This is a genomic window from uncultured Brevundimonas sp. (assembly GCF_963975535.1).
Taxonomy (GTDB): domain Bacteria; phylum Pseudomonadota; class Alphaproteobacteria; order Caulobacterales; family Caulobacteraceae; genus Brevundimonas.
In genome coordinates this window covers 1-14,831 of the sequence record NZ_CAXBHE010000006.1, presented here as the reverse complement: position 1 = coordinate 14,831, position 14,831 = coordinate 1, and the positions used below count along the sequence as shown (strand labels likewise).

Genomic DNA, 14,831 nt, shown 5'->3' with positions numbered 1-14,831 from the left:
GGGCCGCGGCCTTGGCTTCAGCCGCGATACGCTCTTGGACCACAGTGCCGCCGGCCGCCTCGATGGCCTTGACCGCACCGGCCGAGGCCGACCAGACGACCATGTTCAGCTTGGCCTTGATCTCGCCGTTGCCGAGCAGGCGGACGCCGTCCTTGACGCGACGGATCACGCCGGCGGCGACCAAGGCATCGCCCTTGATCTCGCCCTTGATGTCCAGCTTCTTGTCGTCGATGGCGTCCTGCAGACGCCACAGGTTCACTTCGGCCAGCTTCAGGGCGTTGGGATTGTTGAAGCCGCGCTTGGGCATGCGCATGTACAGCGGCATCTGCCCGCCCTCGAAGCCGCCGATGGCGACGCCCGAACGGGACTTCTGACCCTTGACGCCGCGACCGGCGGTCTTGCCCTTGCCCGAGCCCGGGCCACGGCCGACACGCATGCGCTTCTTGTGGGCGCCCTCGTTGTCGCGGATTTCATTGAGTTTCATGGGGCCTGATCCTTTCGGGTACTAGCGCCAGACCCGGGGTCTGACTCGGCGGATAAAAACGAAGGGCCGCTTCTAGGCGGCCCCGTGCAGTATCGCAAGACGCGAAACGCCCTCCCCCGGGGACGGGAGAGGGCGGAACGGCTTACTTTTCGACGATCTCGAGCATGTGGGCGACCTTGGCGATCATCCCGCGAACCGAGGGCGTGTCTTCCAGGGTCGACTCACGACCGACCCGGTTCAGGCCGAGGCCCGAAAGGGTGGCGCGCTGATCGGCCTTGCGGCGGATCGGGCTACCGGTCTGGCGGACCGTAACGGTGGGGTTCTCTTTCTTGGCCATGATCAGCTCTCCATGGCTTCGGGCGAGGACGCGCCGTCGTTGCGACGACCCATCAGATCCGCGACCTTCTTGCCGCGCTTGGACGCGATCTGGCGGGGCGAGGACTGAACCTTGAGGGCTTCGAACGTCGCCCGGATCATGTTGTAGGGGTTCGAGGAACCGGTCGACTTGCCGACGACGTCCTGGACGCCGAGGGTTTCGAGCACGGCACGCATCGGGCCACCCGCGATCACGCCGGTCCCGGGAGGGGCCGCGCGCATCATGATCTTGCCGGCGCCCCAACGGCCGTTGCCGTCGTGGTGCAGGGTGCGGTTTTCGCGAAGCGGAACACGGATCATCGTCTTCTTGGCTTCTTCCGTCGCCTTGCGGATGGCTTCCGGCACTTCACGCGCCTTGCCATGGCCGAAGCCGACCCGGCCCTTGCCGTCTCCGACAACCATCAGGGCGGCGAACGAGAAACGACGTCCACCCTTAACAGTCGCGGCCACACGGTTGATGTGGACCAGTTTTTCGACGATGTCGCTGTCCGGACCTTCGGGAGCGTTACGGTCACGACGGTTGCGGTCATTACCGCCGCCGCCACGTTGGGGTTGAGGAGCCATACGTCCCGTTCCTTAGAAGTTCAGGCCGGCTTCACGCGCGGCCTCAGCCAGCGCCTTCACCCGTCCGTGATAGATGTAGCCGCCACGATCGAAGACGACGTCGGTGACGCCCTTCTCGAGCGCACGTTCCGCGACCAGCTTGCCGATCCGCGTTGCGGCATCGACGTCGGATCCCTTGGCCTTCTTGCCCTTTTCGCCTTCCAGCGAAGAGGCCGAAGCGATCGTGACGCCGTTGGCGTCGTCGATGATCTGGGCCGAGATGTTCTTGTCCGAACGATGAACCGACAGACGCAGACGCCCGTTGGCGACGGCCTTGAGGCGGCGGCGGGTGCGCTCCGAGCGGCGCTTGGCTTGTTGCTGAAGAGAAAGAGCCATGACTTACTTCTTCTTGCCTTCCTTGCGCCGGACCTTTTCGCCCGTGTAGCGGACACCCTTGCCCTTGTAGGGCTCCGGCGGACGCAACTTGCGGATGACGGCGGCGATCTGACCCACGGCCTGCTTGTCAGCACCGGAGATCTTGATTTCGGTCTGCTTGGGCACCGTGAAGGTGACACCGGCCGGCGGCACGATGTCGACTTCGTGGGAGAACCCGAGCTGCAGCGAGAGGTTCGGGCCTTTGAGCGCGGCGCGATAACCCACGCCGACCAGGTCCAGAGACTTCTCGAAGCCTTCGGTGACACCGACGACCATGTTGTCGACCAGGGTGCGGGACAGACCCCACATGGCCCGGGCGCGCTGGGTGTCGGCCTTGAGGGCCAGGGTCAGACCGTCGTCACCCTGGGTGACTGCGATCTCGTCGGCCACGGTCCAGGAGCGTTCGCCCTTGGGACCTTTGACCGAGACGGTCTGGCCGTCGAGGGTGACGGTGACGCCTTTTGGCACGGCGACAATGCGTTTTCCGATACGGGACATCTTAGTAGACCCTGCAGAGGACTTCGCCGCCGACGTTGTTGTCGCGGGCGCTGGCGTCGGACATGACGCCCTTCGAAGTCGAAAGGATCGAGATGCCCAGGCCGTTCTTGATCGGCTTCAGGTCGGAGATCGCGGAGTAGACGCGGCGGCCCGGCTTGGACACGCGAGCGATCTCGGCGATGACCGGCTGGCCGTCGAAATACTTGAGCTCGATCTCGAACTGCGGGAACTCACCGGGGTTCTGAACCAGGGAATAGCCGCGGATGTAGCCTTCGTCCTGCAGCACGTCGAGGACGCGCTGGCGCAGACGGGAAGCCGGGGTCAGCACCTTCGAACGCTTCCGCATGGCGGCGTTCCGGATGCGAGCGATCATGTCGCTCAGGGGATCGTTGATCATCATATCTGTTCGCTCCCCTTACCAGCTCGACTTGGTCAGGCCGGGGATTTGCCCCTTGTTACCGAGATCGCGAAGCGCGATCCGGCTCATCTTGAGCTTCCGGTAGAAAGCCCGCGGACGACCCGTCACCTCGCAGCGATTGCGAATGCGGTTCGGCGCGGAGTTCCGCGGCAGCTCCGCCAGCTTGAGGCGCGCCTCGAAGCGCTCCTCCAGCGGCAGGGATTCGTCGGTAGCGATCGCCTTGAGGGCGGCCCGCTTGTCGGCGTACTTCGCAACCAGGGCTTTCACCATGTTGTTGCGGTTTACGGCGCTCTTCTTAGCCATTGTCTGTTTCCCTTCCCGCTCAGTTCACGAACGGGAACTTGAACTCGGCGAGGAGGGCTTTGGCCTCCGCGTCGGTTTTGGCCGTGGTGCAGACGATGATGTCCATGCCCCACATCTGATCGATCTGGTCGTAGTTGATCTCGGGGAACACGATGTGTTCCTTGAGGCCCATGGCATAGTTGCCGCGACCGTCGAAGCTCGTGCCCTTGAGGCCGCGGAAATCCTTCACGCGCGGCAGCGCGATCGTGATCAGGCGGTCAAGGAATTCGTACATCTGGTCGCCGCGGAGGGTGACCTTGCCGCCGATGACCATGCCTTCGCGCAGCTTGAAGCCGGCGATGGAGTTACGGGCCTTGGTGGCAACCGGCTTCTGACCGGCGATGGCGGCCAGATCCTTGAGGGCCGCATTGGCCTTCTTGGAGTCGGCGACCGCTTCGCCGATGCCCATGTTCAGCACGATCTTGTCGAGCCGGGGCATCTGCATCGGGTTGGTGTAACCGAATTTCTCGGTCAGCACCGCGCGGATGCGGGCCTGATAGTCGTCCTTGAGACGCGGTGTGTATTTGGTGTCAGCCATCAGATGACGTCTCCCGTCGTCTTGGCGAAGCGCACCTTCTTGTCGCCCTCGACGCGGAACCCGACCCGGGTTGCCTTGCCGTTGGCGTCGGCGATCGCGACGTTGGACAGGTGAAGCGACGCTTCCTTGTTCTTGATACCGCCCTGGGGGTCGGCCTGGGTGGGACGGGTATGGCGCTGGACCATATTCACGCCCTGGACGAGGACGCGGTTGTCGGTCGGCAGGACCTTGGTGACCTTGCCGGTCCGGCCCTTGTCCTTGCCGGCGAGCACCACAACGGTGTCGCCCGATTTGATCTTGGCGGCCATGACTACAGGACCTCCGGTGCCAGCGAGATGATCTTCATGTGGTTCTTGGCGCGCAGTTCACGGGGAACCGGGCCGAAGATCCGCGTACCGACCGGCTCGTTCTGCTTGTTGACGATGACAGCGGCCGACTTGTCGAAGCGAATGACAGAGCCGTCCTTGCGTTGGATGTCCTTGGCGGTGCGAACGACGATGGCGCGCACGACGTCGCCCTTTTTCACACGTCCGCGAGGAATGGCTTCCTTCACGGAGGCGACGATTGTGTCACCCACCGAGGCGTAGCGGCGCTTGGAGCCGCCCAACACCTTGATGCACATGACCCGGCGAGCACCCGAATTATCGGCTACCTCCAGGTTAGTTTGCATCTGGATCATTGGATCCGATCCTTCCTGATTACGAAGCCGAGGCCGGAGCGTCCTTGGACAGGACCTCCCAGCGCTTCAGCTTGGACTTGGGGGCACACTCACGGATGCGAGCGATGTCGCCTTCCTTGAAGGCGTTGCCTTCATCGTGGGCGTGATATTTCTTGGACAGGCGCACGATCTTCTTCATGACCGGGTGCAGCAGGGTGCGCTGGACGACGACGACGACGGTCTTGTCGCCCTTGTCGGAGACGACCACGCCTTCGAGAATACGTTTCGGCATCGGTGTTTCCTTACGAAGCCGTCCGCTTCTCACGCAGAAGCGTTGAGATGCGGGCGATGTCTTTGCGCACTTCACCCACGCGGTGGGTCTTTTCCATCTGGCCGGTGGCCGCCTGGAAACGCAGGTTGAACTGTTCCTTTTTCAGGGACAGCAGCTGGTCACCCAGCTGATCGGGGGTCTGGGACCGGAGGTCGGCGATCTTGGTCATGCAGCAACGTGCTCCACATGGGCGACGCCGGCGTCGAGGCGGGTAACCACCTTGGTACGGATCGGCAGCTTGGCGGCACCCAGACGCAGCGCTTCACGCGCGACATCGTCGGCGACACCGTCGATTTCAAACAGGATCCGGCCCGGGTGGCAGCGCGCCGCCCAGTGATCGACGGCACCCTTGCCTTTACCCATGCGCACTTCAGCGGGCTTGCCGGAAACCGGCACGTCCGGGAAGACACGGATCCAGACACGGCCCTGACGCTTCATCTGGCGGGTGATCGCGCGGCGGGCCGCCTCGATCTGACGCGCCGTGATGCGTTCCGGCTCAAGCGTCTTCAGGCCATACGAACCGAAGTTCAGCGAGAAGCCACCCTTGGCGGCACCGTGGATGCGGCCCTTGAAGGCCTTGCGGTATTTGGTTTTTTTCGGTTGCAGCATGACCTATTCACGCCCTCTGCGTTGGCCGCGATCATTGCGACCGCCGCGATCGCCGCCACGGCCTTCGTTCGACGAAGGACCGGCAGCTTCCAGAGCCCAGCGCTTGTCCTGGGCCATCGGATCGTGCTCGAGGACTTCGCCCTTGAAGACCCACACCTTCACACCGATGATGCCGTAGGTCGTCTTGGCTTCGATGAAGCCATGGTCGATGTCAGCACGCAGGGTATGCAGCGGCACGCGACCTTCGCGATACCATTCCATACGCGCGATTTCCGCGCCGCCGAGGCGACCCGAAACGTTGATCCGGACACCCTTGGCTCCCAGACGCATGGCCGACTGCATCGCGCGCTTCATGGCGCGACGGAAGGCGATACGGCGCTCGAGCTGCTGCGCGATGTTCTCGGCGATCAGCTGGGCGTCGGTCTCGGGCTTGCGGACCTCGACGATGTTCAGGTGAACCTCGCCTTCGGTACGGGCCGCGATGTCCTTGCGCAGCTTCTCGATGTCAGCGCCCTTCTTGCCGATCACGACACCCGGACGGGCGGCATAGATCGTCACGCGGCATTTCTTGTGCGGACGCTCGATGATGATGCGCGACACGCCGGCGGCGTTCAGGCGTTCCTTGAGCCACGTGCGCAGCTTCAGGTCCTGATGCAGCAGACGCGCATATTCCGGACCGCGGGCAAACCAGCGGCTGTCCCAGGTGCGGTTGATGCCGAGCCGGAGCCCGATCGGATTGACTTTATGACCCATCAGGCGGCCTCGCCGGCTTCACGGACCACGATAGTGATCTCGCTGAACGGTTTCAGGATGCGCGACGAACGACCACGAGCACGGCTCGCGAAACGCTTCATCACCAGGTTCTTGCCCACGAAGGCCTCGGCGACGACGAGGTTGTCGATGTCGAGGTTGTGGTTGTTCTCGGCGTTCGAGACGGCCGAATACAGCACCTTGCGGACGTCAGTCGCGATACGCTTGCGGCTGAATTCCAGCTCGTTCAGCGCACGCTGCACCGGCAGGCCGCGGATCGACGCGGCCACCAGGTTCAGCTTCTGAGGGCTGATGCGGACATTGACCAGCTTGGCGCGGGCTTCGGTCGCGGCGACGCGACGGGGGTTGTTGGTCTTGGCCATCGGTTACTTCCTTTTGGCCTTCTTGTCGGCCGCGTGGCCAGGGAAGCTGCGCGTGGGCGAGAACTCGCCGAACTTCATCCCGACCATTTCTTCGGAGACCGACACCGGCACGTGCTTGTGACCGTTGTGAACGCCGAAGGTCAGGCCGACGAACTGCGGCAGGATGGTCGAACGACGCGACCAGGTCTTGATCACATCCTTGCGACCCGAACCCTGAGCGGTCTCGGCCTTTTTCAGCAGATACCCGTCGACAAACGGGCCTTTCCAGGAGGAGCGGGCCATTCTTAGCGAGCCTTCTTCACGTGGCGGCTACGGATAATGTACTTGTCCGTCGCCTTGTTCTTGCGGGTACGAGTGCCCTTGGTGTCCTTGCCCCACGGCGTAACCGGGGTCCGGCCACCAGAGGTCCGGCCTTCACCACCACCATGCGGGTGGTCGATCGGGTTCATGGCGACGCCGCGAACGTGCGGACGCCAGCCCATGTGACGAACCCGGCCAGCCTTGCCGAGGTTCTGGTTCATGTGATCGGCGTTGGAAACAGCACCGACCGTGGCCATGCAACCGTCCAGCACCATGCGCAGCTCACCCGAGCCGAGACGGATCTGGGCGTAGCCGGCGTCGCGGCCGACCAGCTGGGCGTAGGCACCGGCCGAACGGGCCAGCTGGGCACCCTTGCCCGGCTTCATCTCGACGCAGTGGATGATCGTACCCACCGGGATCGAGCGCAGCGGCATGGCATTGCCCGGCTTCACGTCAACCTTTTCGCCGGCCACGATCGTGTCGCCCGCCTTCAGGCGTTGCGGCGCGATGACGTAGTTCTTCTCGCCGTCCTCATAGATGACGAGGGCGATGAACGCGGTCCGGTTCGGATCGTATTCCAGACGCTCGACGGTCGCGGTCGCGAACTTGCGGCGCTTGAAGTCGATCTTCCGATACAGGGTCTTGGCCCCGCCGCCGCGGAAGCGGACGGCGATACGGCCACCGGCACCACGACCGCCCGACTTGGTCAGGCCTTCGGTCAGCGACTTTTCCGGACGGCCCTTGTGGAGCTCGGAGCGATCGATCAGCACCAGGGCGCGACGGCCCGGCGATGTCGGATTGTAATGTTTAAGAGCCATCGGTTCAGAGCCCCGTGGTGACGTCGATGGACTGGCCTTCGGCCAGCGTCACGATCGCTTTCTTGATGTCCACCCGACGGCCCATAATGCCGCGGAAACGCTTGGTCTTGCCCTTTTGAACCAGGGTGTTGACCTTCAGGACGTTGACCTTGAACAGGCTTTCGACCGCAGCGGCGATCTCATCCTTGGTCGAGGTTCCGGCAACCCGGAAGACGACCTTGTTCTGCTCGGACAGGATCGTGGCCTTCTCGGTGATGATCGGGGCCAGGATCGTGTCGTAGTGCTTGGCGGTAGGTTGAGCGCCGGCCATTATGCGGCTTCCTTCTCAGCTTGCCGGGCCAGCTCGCTGCGCGAGGGCTTGTAGTCGGCATAGGTGGCTTCGATGGCTTCCAGCGCCGCCTTGGTCAGCACCAGCTTGTCGGCCCGCAGGATGTCATAGACATTCAGACCGGCGTTCGGCAGCACATTGACGTTCGGGATGTTGCGGGCGGCGAGACCGAAGTTGGTGTCGACCTCCGGGCCGGCGATGATCAGGGTGCGGTTCCAGCCCAGCTTGGCGAAGGTTTCGCGCAGCTTGGCGGTCTTGGCGTCCTTGATCGCGACGTTGTCGACCAGAACCAGTTCACCGGCCTTGAGCTTGGAGCTCAGGGCGTGACGCAGGGCCAGGGCACGAACCTTCTTGGGCAGGGAGAAGCCGTGGTCGCGAACGACCGGGCCGAAGGCGCGCGAACCACCGACGAACTGCGGGGCGCGACGCGAACCGTGACGGGCGCCGCCGGTTCCCTTCTGCTTGTACATCTTCTTGCCGGTACGGGAGTTCTCGTTCCGGGTCTGGACCTTGTGGGTGCCGGCACGGCGCTTGGCCAGCTGCCAGTTGACGTAGCGGGCCAGGATGTCGCCGCGGATGTCGGCGATGCCGAAAACGGCCTCCGACAGCTCGACGTCACCGGCGGCCTTGCCGTCGAGTTTGATGACAGAAACTTTCATCAGGCTTCACCACCCTCAGCGGTTTCGGCGGCCGGAGCCTCGGCTGCCGGAGTCTCGGCAGGCGCAGCGGCGGCGACCTGACCGGCCTTGCGGAACGAACCCGGGAACGGGGTCTCCGCAGGGGCGGTCTTCTTGATCGCGTCGCTGACCTTGAGCCAGGTGCCGTCGTGACCCGGGACAGCGCCCTTGATCATGATGAGGCCGCGATCGATGTCGACACGGAACACGGTGAGGTTCTGCTGGGTGACGGTTTCCTGACCATAATGGCCGGCCATCTTCTTGCCCTTGAAGGTCTTGCCCGGATCCTGGCGCTGACCGGTCGAACCGTGCGAACGGTGCGAGACCGATACACCGTGCGACGCCCGCAGGCCGCCGAAGTTCCAGCGCTTCATGGCACCGGCAAAGCCCTTGCCGATGGTCAGACCCTGAACGTCCACCTTCTGGCCGGGGACGAAATGGTCGGCGATCAGCTCGGCGCCGACGTCGATCATCGCATCTTCCGTAACCCGGAATTCAGTGACGTAGCGCTTGGGCTCGACTTCCGCTTTCGCGAAGGTCGTCCGTTGAGCCTTGTTGGTGTTTTTTGCCTTTTTGGTGCCGGCACCGAGTTGCAGGGCGACGTAGCCGTCCCGCTCCTGAGTGCGCTGACCCACCACCTGGCAGCCGTCAAGCTGCAGGATGGTGACCGGAACATGAGCGCCATCTTCAGCGAAGATGCGCGTCATTCCCAGTTTCTTGGCGATCACGCCCGTACGCATGTCGGATCCCGCCTCTTCTTTCTTAAATCTTGATTTCGACGTCCACACCGGCGGACAGGTCGAGCTTCATGAGCGCGTCCACGGTCTGCGGGGTGGGGTCGATGATATCGAGAACACGCTTGTGCGTGCGGATTTCAAACTGCTCGCGCGACTTCTTGTCGACGTGCGGCGAGCGGTTCACGGTGAATTTTTCGATCAGGGTCGGCAGCGGAATCGGACCGCGAACGGTCGCGCCGGTGCGCTTGGCGGTATTGACGATTTCGCGCGTCGAAAAATCGAGGACGCGGTGATCGAAGGCCTTGAGCCTGATGCGGATGCTTTGATCCATATCGGTCGTTATTCCCAAGCAGGCGAACCTGCGTCCCTGTGAACCATTTCAAAGACCGGAGGTCTTCAGGCTTTCGCCCTCAGAGTACGCACGTCCGCAAAAACGATCGGCCCACGCAGCGAACCGCGAAGGCCGTTAAAGTCCTGGATCGCTGCAAAGAACAGGGTCTCAGGTCGTTCCCGCGAGCCGCGTCTGCATCTCGCGATGCACAGCCGGTCCAGCAAGAGGGGGGCTTATGCCGTTCGATTCCGTCTGCGTCAAGCGGCGAAACTGTGTCGGGGCGGGCTTTTCGCTCCGGGGGCCGGTGGTGCCCGCCGCATCGGGTGACCGGACGCGATCGGGGCGCTGTCCCCTGCCCGTCCGGCGTCATGGGACGGGTCCGGACATGACAGGGCCCCGACGGTGTGAACCATCGGGGCCCGGCCAACGCCTGTCAACGGAAGCCTCGGCTCCCGGGGGGGCGACTCAGCGTTCGTAGGTGCGCTCACCGACGGTGACACTGCCGGACCCCATGATCGAGCGCTCGACCGTGCCGGTCACACCGGCGATGTGGACGTCGCCCGAGCCCATGATGCTGGCATCGACCGAGGCGGCGGTGGCGCGGATGTCGACGTCACCCGAACCGGCGATGCTGACGTCCACGGCACCGACCTGGCCGCCGGCGACGGTGACATCACCCGATCCGGCGATGCTGACGTCGACCGGACCGTTGACCTCGGCCACCCAGACGTCGCCCGATCCGGCGACGCTGACATCCAGGTTGCGGGTCGCCCCGGCCCGGACCTCGCCGGATCCGGCGACCGAGACGTCGAGGCGCGCGGAGGTGCCGGCGCGGACACTGCCGGACCCGGCCATCGAGATGCTGAGGTCCTCGGTATTGGCGACAGTCCAGTCGCCGCAGCCCGAGTTGCCAAGCTCGATCGCGGTCGCACCGCGTCCGACCGCACCATAGACGGCCCCACCGACACTCAGGTCGACGCTGCGGGGCGTGCGAATGACGATCAGCGGCGCATCGGCGACATTGATCCGGCCCAGGCTACCGACCTCGACCGAGGCCCCCTCGCCCGGCTGGCGGGCGTCGGCCGGTCCCGAGCGGCAGCTGCCGATGCGGTTGCCGCCGACGCGGAGGCCGAGGACGCGGCCACGCGCGAGGCCGCCGTCGATTCGGATCTGGTCGCCGCGGCGGCGCAGTTCCAGGGGCGGCAGGGTCGAACGACCCTGCTCGATCTCGACGCCGACGTCGGTGCGGTCCTCGACGATGACCACGACCCGGGCGACCGCGTGGCGGACCTCGATCTCGGGGGACCGGGCCAGGGCCGGCCCGGCCAGGGCGGCGGCAGCGACGGCGGCGGCAGCGGTGGCGCTGGTTACGATGGCGAATGTCATGACGGATGCTCCCTCTCTGTCTCTGCAGAAAGGGTGCGCGCCGGCACCGCCGATGTCATTTTAAATCGAGGTCATGACTCGGTTGTAACCCTCGGGCCTCAGGCGTGCAGCGGCCGGGCACCGTCCGGCGCGCCGACGACCGGCTCGAAATCCCGCTTGAAGTCACCGAGCCGGCTCTTCAGCGCCCCGGCCCGGCGCAGGGCCAGGGAGGCCGCCCAGCGGGCCGCCAGTTCGGGCAGGTCCATGGCCTCGGTGCTGCGCGGCGCGCCACCGCGGCTGCGCAGCACGGCATTGGTGTACAGGGCTCCGGTCCGCAGACGGGACGGCCAGGTCTGGTACTCCATCGACAGGGAGACACAGAAGGCGTCGAGGTTCTCGACCCGGTGCGGCGCATAGACCGGCCAGGTCAGCGCCTGACCGGGGGTCAGGTCCAGGGCCCGGGCATCGGCCTCGAAGGTCCGGTCATAGGGCAGTTCCTCGGTCGTCTGGCGGGCGACCACCTGCTCCATGCACCGCTCCGGCAGGTGGGCCTCGTCGCCCGGATAGACGAACACCCGCTTGCGTCCGCGCAGATGGAACAGCACCACCCCGGCCGCGTCGAAATGATAGGGCACCCGGGCCTTGGGCGAGGACAGGATCAGCTGACCCGCATTGCTGACGGCCCGCATCCCGGGATAGGCCGCCTGAATGCGGCGGAAATCGACCAGGGCCGCCTCCCACAGCTCGGGCCAGCCGGTCTCGATACCGCGCAGATTGACCCACAGCCGCCCCTGGTGGATCGCCGCCAGCAACTCGGCCCCCGACAGGCTGCCCCGCGTGCCGGTGCGCAGTGACGCCTGTCCGGCGTCGTCGAAGTCATACAGATTGATGTCGAACAGGTCGGCCGGATAGCGATCCAGCACCGCAGCGAGGGCCGCGTCGCTGCCGAAACCCCGGCTGACCAGATCATGGTGGTGGATGCCGGCCTCGGCGACCGGCCCGGGATAGCGGGTGGCTCGGGTCATTGCTCGCTCCTCAGGTTTCGCCCAGGGCCCGGCCTGCCTTGCCGGCGGCGGCCCGCGCGGCCGAGACGGCCCCCAGCAGCCGGTCGACGGGTCGGGTCTCGCAGGCCTCGATCGCATTCCAGCGACGGCGGACACTGGTACGCAGGCGTTCGCCGCGATCCCCGCCCCCGGCGTTGATCACCGTCACGGCCGCCTGGCTCAGGCTGGCGCCGAATCCGGGCTTCAGCACCACGGCCTCGCGCACGGTGCGCCGGGCATTGCAGAAATATTTCTTGTAGCCCTCGCCGCCGAAGCCGAAATCGAAGGTGCGCAGGCCGACGGCCGCGCCCTGCTTCATCGTGTCGAGCGTCAGCAGGATCCCCGGCGAGCAGCGCGCCAGACCGGGTTCATAGGCCGGGAACCAGAAATGGCACTGGTCACCGCCGGTCAGGGAATATTCGATCGCGCACAGCCGGTCACCGGCCCACAGGGCGGCCATGTTGCCGCCGAAGCTGTCGCTGCCAAGGCGCATCAGGGCGTGCAGCAGGTCGGCGGTCCAGCCGCAGGCGAAGATGTCGTGCCGGACGGTGCGACGGTACTGGTCGCGTTTCAGCGCGATCAGATGGTCCAGCAGCGCCGGATCGCGCAGGCCGCGTTCGACGCGGATGGGACCCAGTTCGGTCTCCATGCTGCGCCGCGCCCGTTCCTTGTCCTTGAAATATTTGCCGAAGGCGCTGCGGCGCTCGGTATACCAGGCGTCATAGCCCTCGGCCGGCAGCACCGTCATCATCGTGTCCCGCGCCAGACCCGTTGTGGCCGGACCGACCCAGGCGTTGACGCTCAGACGCGACCGGCCCAGCAGACCGGCGATCGTTTCCAGCTCCGGCATCGCCTCGGGGCGGGCGATGACGCCATGATAGTCGTTCATCGGTGCGGCCAGCGGCTGGATGGCACGACCGCGACGCTGGTGCGGGAAGAAGCCGACGATCTCGCCCCGGCGATGGAGCACCGCGACCGCCGCGCCGGGGCAGACCGCCGCGGCGATCCGGGTGAAGTCCGGGTCGAAATAGGGACTGGCCAGCTCCGGATTGGCGGCGATCATCGCCCGCCACAGGTCCACGTCCCCCATCGACAGGGAGTCGGCCTTGACGATCTCGAGCTTCAATCCGGGCATTCTTCATCCTGGCCGGGGCCGCACGCCGACCCGTTCGCGTTCGACCCTAGTCCCTGCCCGTTGCAGGACGGTGTAGCGGCATGGTGAACGAAGTCTTGCGGGAGCCGATCGGGGTGCCGGCGCGTTCCACAAGGGAACAGGAGCCCGACCATGACCAATCCAGCCCGCCCGCCGCGCCAGAGCGAGACCGAGGACCAGCGCCGCCCGGCACACGACGGCGAAGCCCCGCGCCCGGCCACCGAGCCGCGCGGATCGGAAGGCAGCAGCAACTCCGGCGAAACCGCCACCGATCCGGCGACCGGCAAGCCCAACCCCTGACGCGCGCGTTCCTCCCGGTGCCGCTGCCGGCGTGGGTGGGCCGACCGACAGCGCGCGGGAACGGGTCGTGCCGTCCCGTGTTGAAGTCGTCCCGACCGCCGGAGCCCGCCCATGATCGTTCGCCGTCCTGTCCGTCTCGCCCTGCTCGCTACCCTGCCTCTGCTGGCCGCGACCGCCTGTGGCGACAACACCCCGGAGCCCCGCACCGTCAGGGTCGCCAATCCAGGTGCGAACGCGGCCGCGGATCTGCGCCGGTCGATCGAGACGGCGACCTTCAGTCCCCCCGTCGTGACAACCGACACCCCCGGCCAGGTGCCCGGCCACGGAGCCGGCACCACGACGGGTCCGGACAACGCTGCGCTGCCCGGTGCCGCCCGACCCGACCCGGCCACGGTGCGGGCGCAGATCCTGCTGGACCGGACCCGCTTTTCGCCCGGGATCATCGATGGTCTGGGCGGTCAGAACTCCCGCCAGGCCATCGCCGCCTTCGAGGCGGCCAATGACCTGCCCGTCGACGGCGAACTGGACGCGACCGTGTTGCAGAAACTGGCCGCCGCCGACAGCCGCACGGTGCTGACCGACTACACGATCACCGCAGCCGACGCCGCCGGGCCGTTCATCGGCACGGTCCCGGACAGCATCGCGGCCATGGCCCGGCTGGAGACGGTCGGCTACGCCAGCGCCCGGGAGGCCCTGGCCGAGAAATTCCATATGACCGAGGCGCTGCTGGAGGCCCTGAACCCGGGGGCCGATTTCGCCCGCGCGGGCCAGACCATCGTCGTGGCCCAGACCGGACCGGACGCGCTACAGGGCGCGGTGTCCCGGATCGTCGTCAGCAAGGGGGAGCAGTCGGTGCGCGCCTACGCAGCGGACGGAACCCTGCTGGCCTTCTACCCGGCGACCGTCGGCAGCAGCGGGACGCCCTCGCCCACGGGGTCGCACACGGTGCGGGCGATCGCCCCGCGGCCCAACTACACCTACGATCCCGCGCGGGTCAGCTACGGTGACGGCGGCCGCAAGGTGATCGTTCCGCCGGGACCGAACAACCCGGTCGGCTCGGTCTGGATCGACCTGTCGCGCGACACCTATGGCATCCACGGCACCGCGGATCCGGCGAAGATCGGCAAGACAGCGTCCAGTGGCTGCGTGCGCCTGACCAACTGGGATGTCGAACAGCTGGCCGCAGCGGTGAAGGCGGGGGTGGCGGTCCGCTTCACCTGAGGACGTCCACCGCGCGCGCGGCATCGCGCAACAGCAAAACGGCCCCCGGATCGCTCCGGGGGCCGTTTCTGTCTTGTAGCCCGGACCCGGAGGTCCGGCGCTCATCGACTACTCGATGATCTTGGCGACGACGCCGGCGCCGACGGTGCGGCCGCCTTCACGGATGGCGAAGCGCAGGCCCTGGTCCATGGCGA

26 protein-coding genes and 1 pseudogene are annotated in these 14,831 nt (G+C 65.9%); 2 read left to right on the top strand and 25 right to left on the bottom strand.

Annotation, left to right across the window (positions count from 1 at the left end):
* Positions 1-37: 37 nt before the first annotated feature.
* From rplO to AACZ75_RS09645, 24 genes and pseudogenes are all read right to left on the bottom strand, one after another.
* Positions 38-484, bottom strand: a pseudogene (rplO, locus tag AACZ75_RS09760) (50S ribosomal protein L15); the annotation flags it as partial.
* A gap of 142 nt (positions 485-626) precedes the next feature.
* Complete coding sequence (gene rpmD / locus AACZ75_RS09755; RefSeq protein ID WP_339872662.1) at positions 627-821, bottom strand: 50S ribosomal protein L30; 195 nt, start codon at positions 819-821, stop codon at positions 627-629.
* Between the two features lie 2 nt (positions 822-823).
* On the bottom strand, positions 824-1,423 hold the full coding sequence (gene rpsE / locus AACZ75_RS09750) for a 30S ribosomal protein S5 (protein ID WP_339872661.1): 600 nt from the start codon (positions 1,421-1,423) through the stop codon (positions 824-826).
* 12 nt (positions 1,424-1,435) lie between these two features.
* Positions 1,436-1,798 carry a 50S ribosomal protein L18 gene (rplR, locus tag AACZ75_RS09745; RefSeq protein ID WP_339872660.1) on the bottom strand — a complete coding sequence of 121 codons (363 nt, stop codon included), beginning with the start codon at positions 1,796-1,798 and terminating at the stop codon, positions 1,436-1,438.
* 3 nt (positions 1,799-1,801) lie between these two features.
* Entirely contained in the window at positions 1,802-2,335 is a 534-nt protein-coding gene (rplF, locus tag AACZ75_RS09740; RefSeq protein WP_339872659.1) for a 50S ribosomal protein L6, read from the bottom strand.
* A 1-nt stretch (position 2,336) separates the two neighbouring features.
* Positions 2,337-2,735, bottom strand: coding sequence for a 30S ribosomal protein S8 (rpsH, locus tag AACZ75_RS09735; RefSeq protein WP_339872658.1), 399 nt, complete (start codon positions 2,733-2,735; stop codon positions 2,337-2,339).
* A gap of 15 nt (positions 2,736-2,750) precedes the next feature.
* The gene (rpsN, locus tag AACZ75_RS09730) at positions 2,751-3,056 is read right to left on the bottom strand and encodes a 30S ribosomal protein S14 (protein WP_339872657.1); all 306 of its coding nucleotides are present in this window, start codon (positions 3,054-3,056) and stop codon (positions 2,751-2,753) included.
* Positions 3,057-3,075: 19 nt separating this feature from the next.
* On the bottom strand, positions 3,076-3,633 hold the full coding sequence (gene rplE / locus AACZ75_RS09725) for a 50S ribosomal protein L5 (RefSeq protein WP_339872656.1): 558 nt from the start codon (positions 3,631-3,633) through the stop codon (positions 3,076-3,078).
* Positions 3,633-3,941, bottom strand: a complete 309-nt coding sequence (gene rplX, locus AACZ75_RS09720; protein WP_300446327.1) for a 50S ribosomal protein L24 — start codon at positions 3,939-3,941, stop codon at positions 3,633-3,635. Before rplX ends, rplE begins: the two co-directional genes overlap by 1 nt.
* Before the next feature lie 2 nt (positions 3,942-3,943).
* Complete coding sequence (rplN, locus tag AACZ75_RS09715) at positions 3,944-4,312, bottom strand: 50S ribosomal protein L14 (protein WP_021698481.1); 369 nt, start codon at positions 4,310-4,312, stop codon at positions 3,944-3,946.
* 19 nt (positions 4,313-4,331) lie between these two features.
* Positions 4,332-4,583: a 30S ribosomal protein S17 gene (gene rpsQ, locus AACZ75_RS09710; protein ID WP_300446330.1), complete on the bottom strand. Its 252-nt coding sequence runs from the start codon at positions 4,581-4,583 to the stop codon at positions 4,332-4,334.
* 10 nt (positions 4,584-4,593) lie between these two features.
* Positions 4,594-4,791: a 50S ribosomal protein L29 gene (gene rpmC / locus AACZ75_RS09705; protein ID WP_300446332.1), complete on the bottom strand. Its 198-nt coding sequence runs from the start codon at positions 4,789-4,791 to the stop codon at positions 4,594-4,596.
* On the bottom strand, positions 4,788-5,231 hold the full coding sequence (gene rplP / locus AACZ75_RS09700) for a 50S ribosomal protein L16 (RefSeq protein ID WP_339872655.1): 444 nt from the start codon (positions 5,229-5,231) through the stop codon (positions 4,788-4,790). The genes rpmC and rplP overlap by 4 nt, the downstream gene beginning before the upstream one ends.
* 3 nt (positions 5,232-5,234) lie before the next feature.
* Positions 5,235-5,984 (bottom strand): 30S ribosomal protein S3, encoded by a 750-nt coding sequence (gene rpsC, locus AACZ75_RS09695; protein WP_339872654.1) that lies wholly within the window; start codon positions 5,982-5,984, stop codon positions 5,235-5,237.
* The gene (rplV, locus tag AACZ75_RS09690; RefSeq protein WP_300446336.1) at positions 5,984-6,364 is read right to left on the bottom strand and encodes a 50S ribosomal protein L22; all 381 of its coding nucleotides are present in this window, start codon (positions 6,362-6,364) and stop codon (positions 5,984-5,986) included. Before rplV ends, rpsC begins: the two co-directional genes overlap by 1 nt.
* Positions 6,365-6,367: 3 nt before the next feature.
* A complete protein-coding gene (gene rpsS, locus AACZ75_RS09685; RefSeq protein WP_300446338.1) occupies positions 6,368-6,646 on the bottom strand; it encodes a 30S ribosomal protein S19 in 279 nt (92 codons plus the stop codon).
* Between the two features lie 2 nt (positions 6,647-6,648).
* Positions 6,649-7,482: a 50S ribosomal protein L2 gene (rplB, locus tag AACZ75_RS09680; RefSeq protein ID WP_339872653.1), complete on the bottom strand. Its 834-nt coding sequence runs from the start codon at positions 7,480-7,482 to the stop codon at positions 6,649-6,651.
* Between the two features lie 4 nt (positions 7,483-7,486).
* Positions 7,487-7,792, bottom strand: a complete 306-nt coding sequence (locus tag AACZ75_RS09675; protein ID WP_298097836.1) for a 50S ribosomal protein L23 — start codon at positions 7,790-7,792, stop codon at positions 7,487-7,489.
* Positions 7,792-8,469 (bottom strand): 50S ribosomal protein L4, encoded by a 678-nt coding sequence (gene rplD, locus AACZ75_RS09670; protein ID WP_339872652.1) that lies wholly within the window; start codon positions 8,467-8,469, stop codon positions 7,792-7,794. The genes AACZ75_RS09675 and rplD overlap by 1 nt, the downstream gene beginning before the upstream one ends.
* On the bottom strand, positions 8,469-9,227 hold the full coding sequence (gene rplC, locus AACZ75_RS09665) for a 50S ribosomal protein L3 (protein WP_339872651.1): 759 nt from the start codon (positions 9,225-9,227) through the stop codon (positions 8,469-8,471). The genes rplD and rplC overlap by 1 nt, the downstream gene beginning before the upstream one ends.
* A 22-nt stretch (positions 9,228-9,249) precedes the next feature.
* A complete protein-coding gene (gene rpsJ, locus AACZ75_RS09660) occupies positions 9,250-9,555 on the bottom strand; it encodes a 30S ribosomal protein S10 (RefSeq protein WP_105563630.1) in 306 nt (101 codons plus the stop codon).
* 465 nt (positions 9,556-10,020) lie between these two features.
* Complete coding sequence (locus tag AACZ75_RS09655) at positions 10,021-10,941, bottom strand: DUF2807 domain-containing protein (protein WP_339872650.1); 921 nt, start codon at positions 10,939-10,941, stop codon at positions 10,021-10,023.
* A 98-nt stretch (positions 10,942-11,039) separates the two neighbouring features.
* Positions 11,040-11,945, bottom strand: a complete 906-nt coding sequence (locus AACZ75_RS09650) for a transcriptional regulator (protein WP_339872649.1) — start codon at positions 11,943-11,945, stop codon at positions 11,040-11,042.
* Between the two features lie 10 nt (positions 11,946-11,955).
* Positions 11,956-13,098, bottom strand: a complete 1,143-nt coding sequence (locus AACZ75_RS09645) for a GNAT family N-acetyltransferase (protein ID WP_339872648.1) — start codon at positions 13,096-13,098, stop codon at positions 11,956-11,958.
* A gap of 150 nt (positions 13,099-13,248) precedes the next feature.
* Between AACZ75_RS09645 and AACZ75_RS09640 the strand changes: the two genes are divergently transcribed.
* Together AACZ75_RS09640 and AACZ75_RS09635 are read left to right on the top strand one after the other, a co-directional pair.
* The gene (locus tag AACZ75_RS09640) at positions 13,249-13,416 is read left to right on the top strand and encodes a hypothetical protein (RefSeq protein ID WP_339872647.1); all 168 of its coding nucleotides are present in this window, start codon (positions 13,249-13,251) and stop codon (positions 13,414-13,416) included.
* A 111-nt stretch (positions 13,417-13,527) separates the two neighbouring features.
* The gene (locus AACZ75_RS09635) at positions 13,528-14,637 is read left to right on the top strand and encodes a L,D-transpeptidase (protein WP_339872646.1); all 1,110 of its coding nucleotides are present in this window, start codon (positions 13,528-13,530) and stop codon (positions 14,635-14,637) included.
* 108 nt (positions 14,638-14,745) lie between these two features.
* Here AACZ75_RS09635 and AACZ75_RS09630 read toward each other — a convergent pair.
* Positions 14,746-14,831 (bottom strand): hypothetical protein (locus tag AACZ75_RS09630; protein ID WP_339872849.1); only part of this gene is annotated, 86 nt, incomplete at its 5' end.